The sequence below is a fragment of the Rhizobium sp. BIGb0125 genome (genome assembly GCF_024810055.1).
Taxonomy (GTDB): Bacteria; Pseudomonadota; Alphaproteobacteria; order Rhizobiales; family Rhizobiaceae; genus Agrobacterium.
Genome location: NZ_JANUDV010000008.1, coordinates 197351 through 212634 on the forward strand (window position 1 = coordinate 197351; position 15284 = coordinate 212634).

A 15284-nucleotide genomic window follows, 5' to 3' on the forward strand; every position below is an offset into this window, starting at 1 on the left:
GCGTCTCAACGGCTCAGTGCAGAGGCGATGTCCGTACGGATCACTTCCGCGACTTCACGCACGGCACGGTCCTGTGCATCACGGATCGCACGCATATTGGCGAATTGCTGCTGCGGAAGGTCAACCATCGAGGTCACCGTCCGTGTGGCGGAGCGAATGACCTTCTGGTCGGAAATGCGAACCAGAACATATTGTGCTGACACGTCGACACGGCCTGGATAATGACCTTCAAACGTATTGTCCGGCAGGTTCAGATAGAGGTCATTGTCGTTTACTTCTGTCGAGGTCGACGATGACGACACAACGAGCTTCACCTCATATTCCGGCTTCACAGGTTCACCTGCGCCACCAGCGGACTTGAAGATCAGTTCGTTGCGCAGAGCCTGCGCAATGCGGCCGGTCACCGGTGCGTACTGCACCGATGCCAGCTTTTCAGTGGTTCCTGATTCCTTGGAATACAGCGGGCGCACCTGACAGCCGGCGAGAGCACCGGACAAAACAATTGCGCAAACCACGAACGCGATGCGGCTCCATCCGGAAGAGACGTTAGACGACAATGTTCACAATCCTTTGAGGAACCACAATGATCTTTTTCGGCGCGTTACCTGCCAATGCCGTGACAACGGCATCGAGCGCAAGCACGGCAGCTTTGACGGCATCTTGATCCGCATCGCGCGCGATTGTCAATTCTGCACGTTTCTTGCCGTTTATCTGTACTGGCATAACGACTTCATTTTCCTCAACCAGCTTTGCAATGAATGCTGGCCAAGGGGTTTGAGCAACGAGTCCGTCATTGCCAATTACAGTCCAGCACTCTTCCGCCAGGTGCGGCGTCATCGGTGCGATCATGCGAATAAGGATTTCAGCGGCATCACGTGCTGCTGCCTTGTCCGCATCGGATTTGCCACCGGCCGCGATATCGGCAAACGGGCCGGCAATTGTGTTGACCAATTCGTAGATGCGGGCAATTGCCTTGTTGAATGCCAGCTTGTCCAGGTCTTCCTGCACTGCCTTCAGCGTCTTGTGCGCGGCCTTGGACACTGCAAGAAGCGGGCCCTCGGTTGCCGGAGCCGCCTTGACAGTCTTCAGTTCGTCGGCAGCCTCGCCAATGATGCGCCAGACGCGCTGCACGAAGCGGTGTGCGCCTTCAACACCAGATTCTGACCAGATCACGTCACGATCAGGTGGTGAATCGGATAGTACGAAGAAACGCGCCGTGTCGGCACCGTAGGACGCGATGATATCATCGGGATCAACGACGTTTTTCTTCGACTTCGACATCTTTTCGATGGAGCCGATTTTTACCTCTTCGCCGTTCGACAGCAGGAAAGCACGACGTGTGCCGTCGGCTTCGTCAATCCGCAGGTCCGCCGGCGGCACCCATTCGCGGCTCATACCTTCGCCACGGCTGTAGGTTTCGTGCACAACCATGCCCTGTGTGAACAGGCCCTTGAAGGGCTCCTTCACATCCACATGTCCTGTTTCCCGCATGGCGCGCGTAAAGAAACGCGAATAGAGCAGGTGAAGGATCGCGTGTTCGATACCACCAATATACTGATCGACTGGCAGCCAGTGGTTGGCGACCTTCGGATCTGTTGGTTTGTCTTCCCATGGTGCCGTAAAGCGGGTGAAGTACCAGCTGGAATCGACGAATGTATCCATCGTGTCTGTTTCACGACGTGCATCCTTGCCGCATTGCGGGCAGGACACGTGGCGCCATGTGGGATGGCGGTCCAACGGGTTGCCAGGAACGTCAAACGTTACATCGTCAGGCAGCTTGACCGGCAGGTCCTTCTTCGGAACCGGCACGACGCCGCAGACTTCGCAGTGAATGACCGGGATCGGGCAGCCCCAATAACGCTGGCGTGAAATACCCCAGTCACGCAGGCGGAAGTTCACCTTGCGCTCGGCTTGTGGCTCATTGCCCAGCGTCTGTGCCGACAGCTTGGAAACAACGGCTTCAAAGGCGTCGGTGGTTGTCATGCCGTCGAGGAAGCGTGAGTTGATCATCACGCCGTCATCGACATAGGCCGTGTCGCCAACCGCAAATGTCTGCGCATCTTCGCCTTCCGGCATAACGACAGCGACAACCGGCAGATCGTATTTGCGTGCGAAATCAAGGTCACGTTGGTCGCCGGACGGGCAACCGAAAATCGCGCCGGTGCCGTAATCCATCAACACGAAGTTGGCGATGTAAACGGGCAGTTCCCAGGATGCGTCCAGTGGGTGAACGACCTTGACGCCGGTATCCATGCCCTTCTTTTCAGCGGTTTCCAGTGCTGCCAGCGATGTGCCCTGACGGCGGCATTCTTCGCAGAATGCAGCAATCTCAGGGTTGTTGGCAGACAATGCGCGGGCCAGCGGATGGTCGGCAGAGATGGCCAGGAACGATGCGCCAAACAGCGTGTCAGGGCGTGTGGTGTAGACGGTAACGTCAGAGAAACCCTGTGGCGCGGTTGCAGCCACGGTTTCCCAACGCAGCGACAGGCCTTCGGACTTGCCGATCCAGTTCTTCTGCATCAGACGTACTTTTTCTGGCCACTGGTCGAGCGTGTCCAGCGCTTCCAGAAGATCTTCCGCAAAGTCGGTGATCTTGAAGAACCACTGAGTCAGCTCGCGCTGTTCAACCAGAGCGCCGGAGCGCCAGCCACGACCATCGATAACCTGCTCATTGGCGAGAACAGTATGATCGACCGGGTCCCAGTTGACCTTTGACTGCTTGCGATGAACCAGGCCCTTTTGCATGAAGTCGATAAAGAGCGCCTGCTGGCGATGGTAATATTCCACGTCGCATGTCGCGAACTCACGGCTCCAATCCAGGGACAGGCCCATGGACTTCAGCTGGTTACGCATGGTTGCGATGTTCTGATAGGTCCAGTCCTTCGGGTGAACCTTGTTCTGCATGGCGGCGTTTTCAGCAGGCATGCCGAATGCGTCCCAACCCATTGGATGCAAAACATTATAACCGCGGGCACGCTTGTAGCGCGCGACGACATCACCCATGGCGTAGTTGCGTACGTGGCCCATGTGGATGCGGCCCGACGGATAGGGAAACATCTCAAGAACGTAGTACTTCTCGCGCGGGTCGGCGTTATCGGTTTCGAAGACCTTGTCTTCATTCCACTTCTGCTGCCAGCGTGGCTCGGCATCGCGAGGATTGTAACGTTCGGTGGCCATTCTCAAAATCCGGTATCCATGGGAAAATTGCGCTGACCTTCACCATGAAACAGCCGGTGCGTCAAGTTTGGTGGCATCACAGGGCGTTCAAACTTTGCAATTGGCACACAAAGGGCACAAAGCGGCTTGGCTTTCGATAGTGTGGCGTCTAGGTAATTGCTGGTATTATCAGGAATGAAAGCGGCATCATGGAAATCGAAGCACGCCTCGCAGAGGTCAATAACCGCATAACAACAACGGCCAAGAAATCCGGTCGCAAGGCTGGCGATGTCGCACTTGTTGCGGTTTCGAAAACGTTCGATGCCGATGATATCAGGCCGGTGATTGCGTGCGGGCAGCGGATTTTCGGTGAAAACCGCGTCCAGGAAGCGCAGGGCAAGTGGCCTGATCTGAAGCAGGAAACCGCTGATATTGAACTGCGGCTGATCGGACCTCTTCAATCCAACAAGGCGGCCGATGCCGTGGCGCTATTTGACGTGATCGAAAGCGTTGACCGGGAAAAGATTGCCCGGGCACTGGCGGACGAATGCCAGAAGCAGGGCCGTACACTTCGCTTCTATGTGCAGGTCAATACCGGGCTGGAGCCGCAGAAGGCGGGCATTGATCCGCGGGAAACCGTTGCATTTGTAGCTTTATGCCGCGATGAGCTGAAACTTCCCGTCGAAGGGCTGATGTGTATTCCTCCAGCCGATGAGAACCCAGGTCCACATTTTGCGCTGCTGGCCAAAATTGCCAAGGAGTGTGGCTTGAACAAGCTTTCCATGGGCATGTCCGGGGATTTTGAAACGGCGATCGAATTCGGCGCAACCAGTGTGCGGGTCGGGTCGGCCATCTTCGGATCGCGCTGAATATCGTTTTAAAGACCCGTAAAATGAAAAGCCCCGGCAAAACCGGGGCTTTCGTTTGCAAGGCACAAGCCTTGCGTATCCTGTCGCTTATTCAGCGGCGTCGGCGGAATCAGCGTTGAGCTGACCGTATTTTTCTTCGCCAATCTTGCCGAGAAGCTCAAGTTGGGTTTCAAGGAAGTCGATGTGACCTTCTTCATCGATCAGCAGTTCTTCGAACAGCTTCATCGATACGTAGTCACCGACCTCATAACAGATGTCACGCGACTTCTTGTAGGATGTGCGTGCGTCGTATTCGCCAGCCAGATCAGCTTCCAGCACTTCCTTGACGTTCTGGCCAATGCGCAGCGGTGCAACGGTCTGCAGGTTCGGATGACCTTCAAGGAAGATGATGCGGTTGATGATCTTGTCGGCGTGCTGCATCTCTTCGATGGATTCAGCGCGTTCCTTCTTTGCGAGCTTGGTGTAGCCCCAGTCGTCAAGAAGGCGATAGTGCAGCCAGTACTGGTTTACAGCACCGAGTTCGAGGAACAGTGCCTCGTTAAGCCGCTCGATGACTTTTTTGTCGCCTTTCAATGTCCGCTCTCCTGTTTTCATCATGGAACTGTCTCAGGCGGGACATGAAATCAAAAACTTCGGCTTCCGTCGAGTGGTGACGGGCGTGGTATTCTTCGGTTGTTTTGATGATAAGGTCTACGACGGTCGGAAAACAGCCGCAGCAGCGACCCCGTTTTTCCATCGCGTGGTACACTTTTGCAGGTACGATAAGCTGCCAACAGTCTTCGTCCAGGAGCTCGTTAATGACGTCCCGGATGTCGTGGTCAGTGATATAATTGCAGCTACAAACAAGCATGGTGAAGTTAGACCGTACTACGCAACATATTGTTTTTGCACTTAAAGCAAAACAGGATGCTAATTGTCAAGAAAAAGCATCGTCAAATTGTTTTCCGAGTAAATTAGATTCATTCTAAACTTGATAAAATTTATCGTATTTTCATTTACTTAGTGAATTCAGCGAGCGTAAAAATTTTAGTATTCTTATTTTCAATTCTCTAATAACTGCGACAAAATGCCGCAGTTATGAATGCGCGATGTTTGTAATTCCACAGGCGATAAAACGAAAGGTTGTAGTCGTTACTCACACTGCCTCAACACACATGGCGATACCCATGCCGCCACCAATACAAAGGGTAGCCATTCCCTTGCTGACGTTACGGCGCTTCATCTCAAACAGCAGCGTATTGAGAACACGGGCACCGGAGGCCCCGATTGGGTGGCCAATCGCAATAGCGCCGCCGTTGACATTGACGATGGCCGGATCGAGTTCCAGATCCCTTACAACTGCGCAAGATTGGGCGGCAAATGCTTCATTCGCTTCTACTAGTCCCAAGTCTGACGTCGACCATCCCGCCTTTGCAAGCGCCTTGCGAGAGGCAGGGATCGGCCCTGTTCCCATGATGCTCGGATCCACACCGGCGGTTGCCCATGAAACAATACGTGCCAGAGGCAGGATATCACGTTGCCGCGCTGCATTTTCCGTCATCAGCAGGACGGCTGCTGCGCCATCGTTAAGCCCTGATGCGTTCCCGGCGGTGACCGTACCGTCTTTGTCGAAGGCTGGTTTCAGTTTCTCAAGCAGTTCGATGGTGGAGCCCGCCCTGATATATTCGTCCTTGTCGACGATGATCTCGGCCTTGCGGCTCTGGATGGTGAAGGGCACGATCTCGTCGTCAAAACGGCCGGCCGCCTGAGCGGCCTCTGCCTTGTTCTGCGATGCCACAGCAAAGCTGTCTTGAACCTCGCGTGACAAATCCCACTGGCGGGCAATATTTTCAGCGGTGATGCCCATGTGGTAACCGTGGAAGGCGTCGATCAGGCCGTCCTTCAGCATGGTATCAACCATCTTGAAGTCACCCATTTTTACGCCACCGCGCAAATGCGCGCAGTGTGGCGCCATCGACATCGATTCCTGACCACCAGCCACGATGATCTCGGCGTCACCGGCAACAATCTGCTGCATGCCAAGTGCGACCGCGCGCAGTCCGGAGCCACATAGCTGGTTGATGCCAAAGGCGGTCGCCTCCTGCGGAATACCTGCGCTCATCGCGGCCTGACGTGCAGGGTTCTGTCCAGCGCCAGCGGTGAGTATCTGGCCAAGAATGACTTCGTCGACTTCGGATGCTTCGACATTTGCCCGTTGCAGAACGGCCTTTATGACCGCTGCGCCCAGTTCATGGGCTGGTGTGTTGGCAAAACTGCCATTGAATGAGCCTACCGCAGTGCGCGCAGCGCTGGCGATGACGATGGACGGGGAAGTCATGCTCTGTCTCCTCTTGAGAGGGCGGAGACTGTCAAAGCATATCAGCCAAGTCAAATGTTGTTCACGCAGGCTTTGAAAAGCAATCGGCATGACTGCAGTGCACATTATGCTATTGCGACGCACAATTCTGTTGTCATAGCGTCACATTTGCGCTTACACTTGCCGACGGGAGAGCATGAAACACCATAGATTTATAATTTGCTATATCGTGAGGAGGCGAGAATGGCGAAGCGCATCAGTGATGAGATAATCATCAAGAAATACGCCAACCGGCGTTTATACAATACCGGCACCAGCACCTATGTCACGCTTGACGATCTGGCCCAGATGGTCCGGCGGGAAGAGCAGTTCAAGGTTCTTGATGCCCGGACATCTCAAGACATTACCCACACCGTTCTGACGCAGATCATTTTCGAGCAGGAAGCGAAAACCGAAAATTCGCTGCTGCCCGTATCGTTCCTGCGCAAGCTGATTTCCTATTACGGCGATCAGATGCAGACACTCGTTCCGGCATTCCTTGACCAGTCACTCCGGTCTTTTTCGGAGCAGCAGGTACAGATTCGCGATCAGGTGAACCGCACTTTCGGTAACACGCCGCTTGCCAAGGATATTCCGGTTCCGGCCGTGGATGAACAGGTACGTCGCAATACGGAAAATTTTCGGCAGAACCTTCAGGCTTTTTCACCATTCCTGGCCACCAAACCAGCCAGCGATCGTGAACCAAGACTTGGTGCATCGGAAATCGACGATCTGAAGGCACAGTTGAAAGTCATCCAGCACCGTCTGGATCGCCTCGACCACTGAATATGCGGCGATATGAGGCATTGGGAGGTGCCTCATATTCCTCATCTGCAGTTTCGTCTTAATGGGATGTTGTGATTGTGTCGGGAACGCGCAACATAAGTAGTAGTCCGGCTATCAGAAAGATCAGTAACGTCGCCATGCCAAGGTGCGCAGAGCCCGTGGCATAGGTTACGATTGAGAAACACAGGGTGGCCATGAAACTGGTGGCACGGCCGGTTAGCGCATAGACGCCGAAATATCGGCCAGCTTCCGACAGAGCGACATTCCTTGCCAGATAGGAACGTGACGAAGCTTGTACTGGACCAAAGGCAAAACCGATCAGAATGCCAAACAGCAGATACGCCTTTTCGGCCCCGGTGGCAAAAATCCCGCCATTGTCGTCCTGCGATAATTGCAGCAGTCCAAATAGGGTCGAACCTCTTTCCGTTGAAACGATGCCCAACGTCGCCACAAGCAGCAATATGAGGCTGATCAGGATGGTTGTTCGGGAGCCAATACGGCTATCGAGCGAGCTCGCAATCATGCATCCAAAAATCGCGACGACATTGAGGATGATGCCGTAAATGCCGATTTCCATGGTTGCCCAGCCGAACATGCCGGCCGCGAAAACCCCACCCAAGATCAGCAGTCCGTTTACGCCGTCCTGATAGATCATCCGTGCAATCAGAAAGCGCGTCAGGGAAGGTCTGTTGCGCAGTTCCTGCAAGGTGCCACGCAGTTCTAGAATGCCTTGGCGGATCGCTGTCTTAAATGCCAGGCCTTTGGGAGCATCTGGCGTAAACAGAAACATGGGTATGACAAAAATTAGATACCAGACGGCCGAGATGGGACCTGTTATCCGGGCGTCTTCGCCTTGTTCCGGATCAAGCCCGAAGAGTGGCTGCACACCAATGATCGTAGTGCCTTTTTGTGGGTCTGCGGCCAGCAAAGCCACCACGCCGATCAGAACGATCATGCCACCGAGATAACCCAGCCCCCAGGCGATATTCGAAAGCCTGCCGATCTCGCGTGAGGGTACCAGCCTCGGCATCATCGAATCGTTAAAGACGATTGAAAACTCTGCGGCAATCGAGGCGAGAATCATAAACAGTACCGGCCACAGGATGGGCGATCCGGGGGCGGCACACCACAGCATGAACAGGCTGGCGATCTTGATAGTCGCAAAAAAGGCGATCCACGGCTTTCGCGCGCCGGACTGGTCGGCAATTGAACCGAGAACCGGCGACAGGATGGCAATAATGATCGACGAGATGGTTGCAGTATTGCTCCACATTGCCTGTGCAGAGACGGGGTCGCTCGTGAGGCGCGATACGAAATAGGGTCCGAAGATGAAGGTGGTGACAACCGTAAAAAAGGGCTGGGCTGCCCAGTCAAACATAATCCATCCGCGAATGCCGCGTTTGCTGACGGCTGTCTCAATCGAAGTCTCGGTCAAAGGCAGCCCCGTTTTGGCAAGGGATCAGATAATAGTACGTCTCTTCAATAGTGAAAGATGCCCGGCTCCGCCATGGTGACGGAGCCGGGCATGGTTGTTTTTTAGACCTTGTCCTGCGCGATATCGGACAGCAGGCTGGCTGCTACCGTCAACCGTGCCAGATTAAGTTCACTGGTATCCGTCAGGCTGGAAAGCTCCGAGGCAATACGGTTCACGCGTACGCGGTCAGCCGCGTACCATGCCTGCACCGGATCTTTTTCCTTGGGATATGCAGTCAGCGCCGAGATGACGATGCGGCGGCGTGAGGAGGCAATCAGGTCCTGTCCACGTGACAGGGCGAGGCTCTCGTAGTGGTCGCCGGTGATGATACGGCTGCTTGCTTCCAACAGTCTGGTCACGCGGAAGGTGGTCGACACGGAAGCGTAGCTTTCTGCCGCACGCGTCAGCGTGGTGCCAGCACGTTCCGTGATCTGCATGATTTCCGGTGTGAAGACCAGATGTGCGAGGACGGAGAGTTCTTTCTCCAGTTCTGTTGGCACACCGTTTTCTTCCAGAACATCCGCCGATGGCAAACGCTTGACGAGCAGCGGCTGCAGGCTCTTGATCGCATCTTTGAGACGGGCAATGCCATCGCCCATCGAGCGGTCATCCATTGTTTGGGTCTGCAGGAACAGCCGTGTCGCATCCAGGAAAATCTGCGAGACACGAGCATAGAGACCGTTCTGGATATCGCCCGGCAGAGCATTGTCGAGTTTGTCGATTGCGTTCCACAACCGGTCAAGACCAAAACCGTCCTGCACGATGATTGCGGCTTTCACCACGTCAGCGGCAAGCAAACCGCTGGCATCGCACAGTTTCTGCACAAAGCCCGGGCCGCCACGATTGACAACATCGTTGGCGAGTACCGTTGCGATGATTTCACGGCGCAGACGATGGGCTTCGATGTCGCCGGCATAGTTCTTCTGCATTTTTGCCGGGAAGTAGGAAACCAGCAGATGCTGCAGATAGGCGTCGTCAGGCAGATTGCTGGCCACCAGCGTATCGAACAGTGTCAACTTGGCATAGGACAGCAGGACGCCGATTTCCGGACGGGTCAGCAGTTTTCCGGCGGTGTAGCGCTCGGTGAACTCCGCGTCATTCGGCAGGGTTTCTACCTTGCGGTTCAGTTTGCCGGCCGCTTCCAGTGCGCTCATCAGGCGTCCCAGTTCTTCACGGTTTTCCAGCCCCTTGCGTTCGGCAAGCGAGATGGCCAGCGATTGCAGGTAGTTGTTGCGCAGAACAAGCGAAGCCACTTCACTGGTCATCGAAGACAGCAGCTGGTTGCGCTTGTTGATGGGCAGTCTGCCATCCTTCACCGCCGGTGACAGGGCGATCTTGATGTTCACCTCAACGTCAGAGGAATTAACACCGGCAGAGTTATCGATGGCGTCAGAGTTGCATCGACCACCGGTCAATGCATAGGCGATACGGCCCTTCTGGGTTACGCCGAGGTTGGCGCCTTCACCGATTACCTTGGCAAGAACCTCACCGGCATTGATGCGAATGGCATCATTGCTGCGATCACCGACTTCGGTATTGGTTTCTGCGGCCGCCTTGATGTAGGTGCCGATACCGCCAAACCACATCAGGTCAACAGGCGATTTCAAGATCGCGGTCATGATTTCAGCCGGTGTTGCCACGGCCTTGTCGATGCCGATTGCCGCGACGGCTTCCGGTGTCAGCGTTACAGATTTTTCCGCACGCGAGATAATCATCGCACCCTTGGACAGCGTGGCGCGATTGTAATCCTGCCAACTGGAGCGCGGCAGATCGAACAGGCGCTTTCTTTCGGCGAAGGAAACTTCGGTGTCCGGATTCGGATCGATAATGATGTCACGATGGTCGAATGCCGCGATCAAGCGGATTTTCTCCGACAGCAGCATGCCGTTGCCGAACACGTCACCGGACATGTCACCCACACCGGCAACGGTGAATGGGGTTGTCTGGATATCGATATTCATTTCACGGAAGTGGCGTTTCACCGTTTCCCATGCGCCGCGTGCGGTAATACCCATTTTCTTATGGTCGTAACCGGCGGAACCACCCGAGGCAAAGGCGTCATCCAGCCAGAAACCGGCGTCCTGGGCCAGACCGTTTGCCGTATCGGAGAAGGTGGCAGTGCCCTTGTCGGCTGCCACCACAAAATACGGATCGTCACCATCAAGACGCAGCGTATCGGCCGGTGCAATAATGTCGTCGCCGACAATATTGTCGGTGATGGACAGAAGCGTGCGGATATAGGTCTTGTAAGCTTCACGACCAGCGTTGAAGATTTCATCACGGCTGCCACCAACTGGCAGGGTCTTCGGGAAGAAACCGCCCTTGGCACCAACCGGAACGATCACGGCGTTCTTGACCTGCTGAGCCTTGACCAGACCGAGAACTTCGGTGCGGTAATCCTGGCCGCGATCCGACCAGCGCAGACCACCGCGTGCGACTTTACCGAAGCGCAGGTGAACACCCTCGACTTCCGTGCCGTATACAAAGATTTCGCGGAACGGACGCGGGTCTGGCAGACCATCCAGCAATTGCGGATCGAACTTGAAGGCCAGCATTGCCTTTGGCGTGCCGTCTTCATTCTTCTGGAAATAGTTGGTGCGCAGTGTGGAATCGATGGCATTGACGTAGCGGCGCAATGTTCGGTCTTCATCAATGCTTGGCACCTGTGCCAAGCCGGTTTCGATGGCCTTGTGCAGTTCAGACAGTTTGCGCGGGCGGTTCTTTTCCGACAGCTTCGGATCGAAACCGTGGCGGAACAGTTCAAAGATATCGCGGGCGATATGGGGGTATTTGAACAGCGTCTCAGAAATGTGCTCCTGAGCGTAGACAATGCCGGTTTGGCGCAGGTAACGCGCATAGGCACGCAGTACAGACACTTCACGCACTGTCAGGCCGGTTGCCAGCACAAGGCGGTTGAAGTTGTCGTTGTCGACCTGGCCGCTGAAAGCAGCGAGAAATGCGTCTTCAAGCTGCTGGCCGTGCTTGGCGAGGTCAATCGTCATGCCATTCTGAATGGAAAGCTCCATGTCATGCAGCACGATATGGCGGTTTTCGTCATCCTTGACGACGCCGATGTCGAATGTGCGTTCGCTGATGACGCTGAAGCCAAGGTTTTCCAGCAAAGGCACGCGGCGTGACAGCGGCAGGTGGCCGTCGCGATGGAAGATCTTGAGGGACAGATGTTCCTGCCGTTCACCGGCCGCACGATAGAACTCGATACGAATTGCATCACCGGCCGCGCAGGCGATGATATCGGTCATATCACCAAAGGCTTCCTCCGGTGTGAAGGCTTCCTTATAAGCCTGATCGACATCCAGTGTCGGTGCACCGGCTTCACCCAGCGCGTCGAAATGGTCGATCCAGCGGGCTGCGATATCGCTGACGGCCTCTTCCAGCTTGTCCTGGGCAATGCGTGGGGTCTTGCCGTCGGTCCGGCCAATAATAAAGTGAACGCGTGCCACCGCACCTTCCGGGAAAGCCGGATAATAGGCGGACACGTGGCCTTCATAGACTTGACTGAGATAGGCACCGATCTTTTCGCGAACCAGCGAGTTGTATTCTTCGCGTGGTACGAACACGATGACCGATACAAAACGGTCGAAACGGTCAATACGCGGCAGGACACGCACGCGCGGTCTGTCGATGAGATCCATGATCTGTTCGCTGAAACGAACCATCACATCATTTTCGATCTGGAACAGATCGTCACGCGGGTAGGATTCCAGCGTGTTCTGCAGAATGCGGCCCGAGTGGCTGTTCTGGTCGAAACCGAAATGTCGCTCGACCGCTGCCGCCTTGGCGCGCAGAAGCGGAATGTGTTTGACCTGACGGGTGTAGGCGGTAGCCGTAAACAGACCGACGATGCGCAGTTCACCAATGACATTGCCGTCAACATCGAAACGCTTCACGCCGATATAGTCCATGTATGCGCGGCGGTGCACAACGGATTTCACGTTGGCTTTGGTAATGATCAGGAAATCCGGGCCATCAAGGAACGCCAGGATTTCTGGCGTCGTTGTAACGGCATCTTTGCCGAGGCGCAGCACGCGCACATCCGGATTGGTCAAAATGCCGAGGCCGGTTTCATCGCCGCGTTCAACCTTGGCATGTTTGCCCTTGCCGGAATAGCTATAGTCGCGCATGCCAAGGAAAGTGAAGTTGTTGTCACGCAGCCATTCGAGAAAAGCAACAGCCTCTGTGCGCTCGGCCTTGCGACGGTCCGAACCGCGCTCTGCCAACTCGCTGATGGCCGTGTCGAGTTTGGCCAGCATCGGCTTCCAGTCGTTGGAAGCGGAATGAACCTGTTCAAGGATGGTCTGCAGCCGTTCAATGAGATTGGCTGCCGCATGAGCGGCAATAGGTGCGATATGCAGTTGGATTAGACTGATACTGTCTGCAGGGTCGCTATCGCCTGCCGCCAGATGATAATTGTCGCTGGCCTTCTTGTCAGCCACGAGAATAGGGTGAACCGCCAGATAGAGATCGCGGTGGTTGCTGGTGACTTCCCCCATGATGGAATCATAAAGGAACGGCATGTTGCGATCGATGACCGTCAGAATGCAGACAGGAACGCCCTTTGGCGAAACGCCATCAATCTGGCTGATGTCGACATGCGGTTTCTTGCCGTTCCATTTGGCTAACTCATTATGGGTATGGGCTGCGGTTGCTGCCAGCATGGCGGCAGAATAGTTTTCAAGGTCGTCTGCACTTGCACGCCCATAAAGAAGAGCGGTGTCGAGGAATGGCTTTTTCAGTGATTTCGCAACCTCACTGGCCTGAGAGAGCTGTTTTTCTTTCTTGGGATTGTTCCTGTAGACCATGTGTTCCCCCGTGCGGACGACGAATCCAATACAGTTTTGCGATTTTTTGGGCCTCTTGCCCTTCGAATCGCGATCATGGACGCTAAATATGAATAGTTTTGAGGCGGAATCTCGCAAAAATGTCCAAAAACTGAAAATTTGTTTGTAAGGGCGTCCGAATCTCTTTAGGCCGGAAAAATCATCACTGTGGACAGTGTGAAATTAACGGCCAAGCCACCTTAATGCCACCAAAAGCGTGGCCGCTTCGCCACGATTGAAGCAAATTATTGATTTCCACGTATTTTTGTGATACACCAAAAGAACTGATCCACTTAGTGGCATTTTGCGTGCCCGAAACCGCCACGAAAGCAAATATCATTTTGCACGTTGTCTCCGTGACATAGTCTAGTTTTATGTTATCGAATCTACGATTGCGATGGTGTTTTTTTATGCGTGCTGGATTGGATCAGTATGGAGTCACCTGACGGTTTCCCCCGTCTCATACGGGCCTGACCGACCCGAACCCGGAGAAAACTCCGGGTGTGTAACAGGGAGTTTTTAGAACGAATGACGACCCAGCAGAAGAAATCTCCGGCGCGCCACGGATTCAAGACCGGCGAAGCGATTGTATATCCCGCTCATGGAGTCGGCACCATTTCCGCTATTGAAGAGCAGGAAGTGGCTGGCATGAAGCTTGAGCTTTTTGTCATCGACTTCGAAAAGGATAAGATGCGCCTCAAGGTTCCTGTTGCCAAAGCGGTAAGCATTGGCATGCGCAAACTTTCCGAGACTGATTTCGTTGAGCGTGCGCTGAAGGTTGTTCAAGGCAAGGCGAAGGTAAAGCGGACCATGTGGTCCCGCCGTGCCCAGGAATACGATGCCAAGATCAACTCGGGCGATCTGATCGCTATCGCAGAAGTGGTTCGCGACCTGTACCGCGCTGAAAATCAGCCGGAACAGTCCTATTCCGAGCGCCAGCTTTATGAAGCCGCACTTGACCGCATGGCACGCGAAATCGCTGCCGTTAACAAGATGTCGGAAACAGAAGCTGTCCGTCTGGTTGAAACCAACCTCAACAAGGGACCAAAGCGCGGCAAAGTCGTTGAAGAAGACGAAAGCGACGCGGATGATTCCCAGGAAGAAGCTGCATAATCCCAGCTTTTTCAGTCTTTAAAAAAGCCCGTCAGTGATGGCGGGTTTTTTTACGTCTATATTCCAGTCCTAGATAACCCTGAGCGTCATGCTTTTGCGCAGATGTGGCAGTAACCGTTGCATGTCACGCAGGCTAAGCCCGACGCAACCAGCCGTCGGCTGATATCCGGGCCGGATCAGGTGGAAAAATATCGCCGATCCACGATTGCGACTGCGTGTCGAAATATTCCAGTCCAGAACGATGCAGATATCGTAGAGACCATCCTGTCGCATCAATTCTTCATGGCTGGCCTTGAAGGGCGCAGAAACCGGCCGGTTATAAGAGGCATGGTCGGGTGCGTCACACCACAGCATGGTTTTGTAGACCCGTTTTAGGTTCAAAGGCGAGCGCACATTTTTAAGACGGTCGCCGCGGATGAAGCCGTCCAGAATGCGCATGCTGGCAATAGGTGTTTTGCCGTCGCCTTCTTTTTTCAGGACTGTGCGACCGTTGCGGCCAATGGCGGCCTGAAATGTCAGCCCACAATATTGCAAAAGTGCCCGGCTTTTTTGACCGGGAGCTGGTCGCACGACTAGACAGTTGGAGTAGTTGCGCATTTCGCCGCGTGGTTTTGCCATCGATTTCCTGATTTACCCCACTTCCAGAGATCGCTGTCATATCAAATATTCCATGGTTAATGCGACGTTAACCCTCCGTCAGATATTTTGACCTG

The 15284-nt window shown here is 54.5% G+C and carries 11 protein-coding genes; 3 read left to right on the plus strand and 8 right to left on the minus strand.

Translation table 11 applies throughout. The features are described 5' to 3' along the window. Positions 1–5: 5 nt before the first annotated feature. Both M2418_RS21760 and leuS read right to left on the minus strand, forming a co-directional pair. Positions 6–557 (minus strand): LPS assembly lipoprotein LptE, encoded by a 552-nt coding sequence (locus M2418_RS21760; RefSeq protein ID WP_250984228.1) that lies wholly within the window; start codon positions 555–557, stop codon positions 6–8. Beyond that, the gene (leuS, locus tag M2418_RS21765; protein WP_259149041.1) at positions 547–3177 is read right to left on the minus strand and encodes a leucine--tRNA ligase; all 2631 of its coding nucleotides are present in this window, start codon (positions 3175–3177) and stop codon (positions 547–549) included. The genes M2418_RS21760 and leuS overlap by 11 nt, the downstream gene beginning before the upstream one ends. A 188-nt stretch (positions 3178–3365) precedes the next feature. Between leuS and M2418_RS21770 the strand changes: the two genes are divergently transcribed. Further along, a complete protein-coding gene (locus M2418_RS21770; protein WP_259149042.1) occupies positions 3366–4025 on the plus strand; it encodes a YggS family pyridoxal phosphate-dependent enzyme in 660 nt (219 codons plus the stop codon). 87 nt (positions 4026–4112) lie between these two features. Here M2418_RS21770 and bfr read toward each other — a convergent pair whose 3' ends face one another. The 3 genes from bfr to M2418_RS21785 form a co-directional block, all read right to left on the minus strand. Further along, positions 4113–4598 (minus strand): bacterioferritin, encoded by a 486-nt coding sequence (bfr, locus tag M2418_RS21775; protein WP_192490482.1) that lies wholly within the window; start codon positions 4596–4598, stop codon positions 4113–4115. Beyond that, a complete protein-coding gene (locus M2418_RS21780; protein WP_192490481.1) occupies positions 4564–4875 on the minus strand; it encodes a bacterioferritin-associated ferredoxin in 312 nt (103 codons plus the stop codon). The genes bfr and M2418_RS21780 overlap by 35 nt, the downstream gene beginning before the upstream one ends. 285 nt (positions 4876–5160) lie before the next feature. Then, positions 5161–6342: an acetyl-CoA C-acetyltransferase gene (locus M2418_RS21785; RefSeq protein WP_259149043.1), complete on the minus strand. Its 1182-nt coding sequence runs from the start codon at positions 6340–6342 to the stop codon at positions 5161–5163. 222 nt (positions 6343–6564) lie between these two features. Between M2418_RS21785 and phaR the strand changes: the two genes are divergently transcribed. Continuing rightward, on the plus strand, positions 6565–7146 hold the full coding sequence (gene phaR / locus M2418_RS21790; protein ID WP_192490479.1) for a polyhydroxyalkanoate synthesis repressor PhaR: 582 nt from the start codon (positions 6565–6567) through the stop codon (positions 7144–7146). A 58-nt stretch (positions 7147–7204) separates the two neighbouring features. On the opposite strand, the gene M2418_RS21795 is transcribed toward phaR, so the two are convergent. After that, the gene (locus M2418_RS21795) at positions 7205–8524 is read right to left on the minus strand and encodes an MFS transporter (protein ID WP_259149090.1); all 1320 of its coding nucleotides are present in this window, start codon (positions 8522–8524) and stop codon (positions 7205–7207) included. 158 nt (positions 8525–8682) lie between these two features. Continuing rightward, positions 8683–13440 (minus strand): NAD-glutamate dehydrogenase, encoded by a 4758-nt coding sequence (locus M2418_RS21800; protein ID WP_259149044.1) that lies wholly within the window; start codon positions 13438–13440, stop codon positions 8683–8685. 546 nt (positions 13441–13986) lie between these two features. On the opposite strand from M2418_RS21800, the gene M2418_RS21805 reads away from it, so the two are divergent. Then, entirely contained in the window at positions 13987–14571 is a 585-nt protein-coding gene (locus M2418_RS21805; RefSeq protein WP_192490477.1) for a CarD family transcriptional regulator, read from the plus strand. A gap of 69 nt (positions 14572–14640) precedes the next feature. On the opposite strand, the gene M2418_RS21810 is transcribed toward M2418_RS21805, so the two are convergent. Continuing rightward, positions 14641–15189 (minus strand): L,D-transpeptidase, encoded by a 549-nt coding sequence (locus tag M2418_RS21810; protein WP_259149045.1) that lies wholly within the window; start codon positions 15187–15189, stop codon positions 14641–14643. Between the last annotated feature and the right edge of the window lie 95 nt (positions 15190–15284).

What these genes read in the sequence shown, in the direction of transcription:
- leuS (WP_259149041.1), bottom strand. Translation starts at nt 3,177, where the DNA reads ATGGCCACCGAACGTTACAATCCTCGCGATGCCGAGCCACGCTGGCAG.
- M2418_RS21770 (WP_259149042.1), top strand. Translation starts at nt 3,366, where the DNA reads ATGGAAATCGAAGCACGCCTCGCAGAGGTCAATAACCGCATAACAACA.
- M2418_RS21780 (WP_192490481.1), bottom strand. Translation starts at nt 4,875, where the DNA reads ATGCTTGTTTGTAGCTGCAATTATATCACTGACCACGACATCCGGGAC.
- M2418_RS21785 (WP_259149043.1), bottom strand. Translation starts at nt 6,342, where the DNA reads ATGACTTCCCCGTCCATCGTCATCGCCAGCGCTGCGCGCACTGCGGTA.
- phaR (WP_192490479.1), top strand. Translation starts at nt 6,565, where the DNA reads ATGGCGAAGCGCATCAGTGATGAGATAATCATCAAGAAATACGCCAAC.
- M2418_RS21795 (WP_259149090.1), bottom strand. Translation starts at nt 8,524, where the DNA reads ATGTTTGACTGGGCAGCCCAGCCCTTTTTTACGGTTGTCACCACCTTC.
- M2418_RS21800 (WP_259149044.1), bottom strand. Translation starts at nt 13,440, where the DNA reads ATGGTCTACAGGAACAATCCCAAGAAAGAAAAACAGCTCTCTCAGGCC.
- M2418_RS21805 (WP_192490477.1), top strand. Translation starts at nt 13,987, where the DNA reads ATGACGACCCAGCAGAAGAAATCTCCGGCGCGCCACGGATTCAAGACC.
- M2418_RS21810 (WP_259149045.1), bottom strand. Translation starts at nt 15,189, where the DNA reads ATGGCAAAACCACGCGGCGAAATGCGCAACTACTCCAACTGTCTAGTC.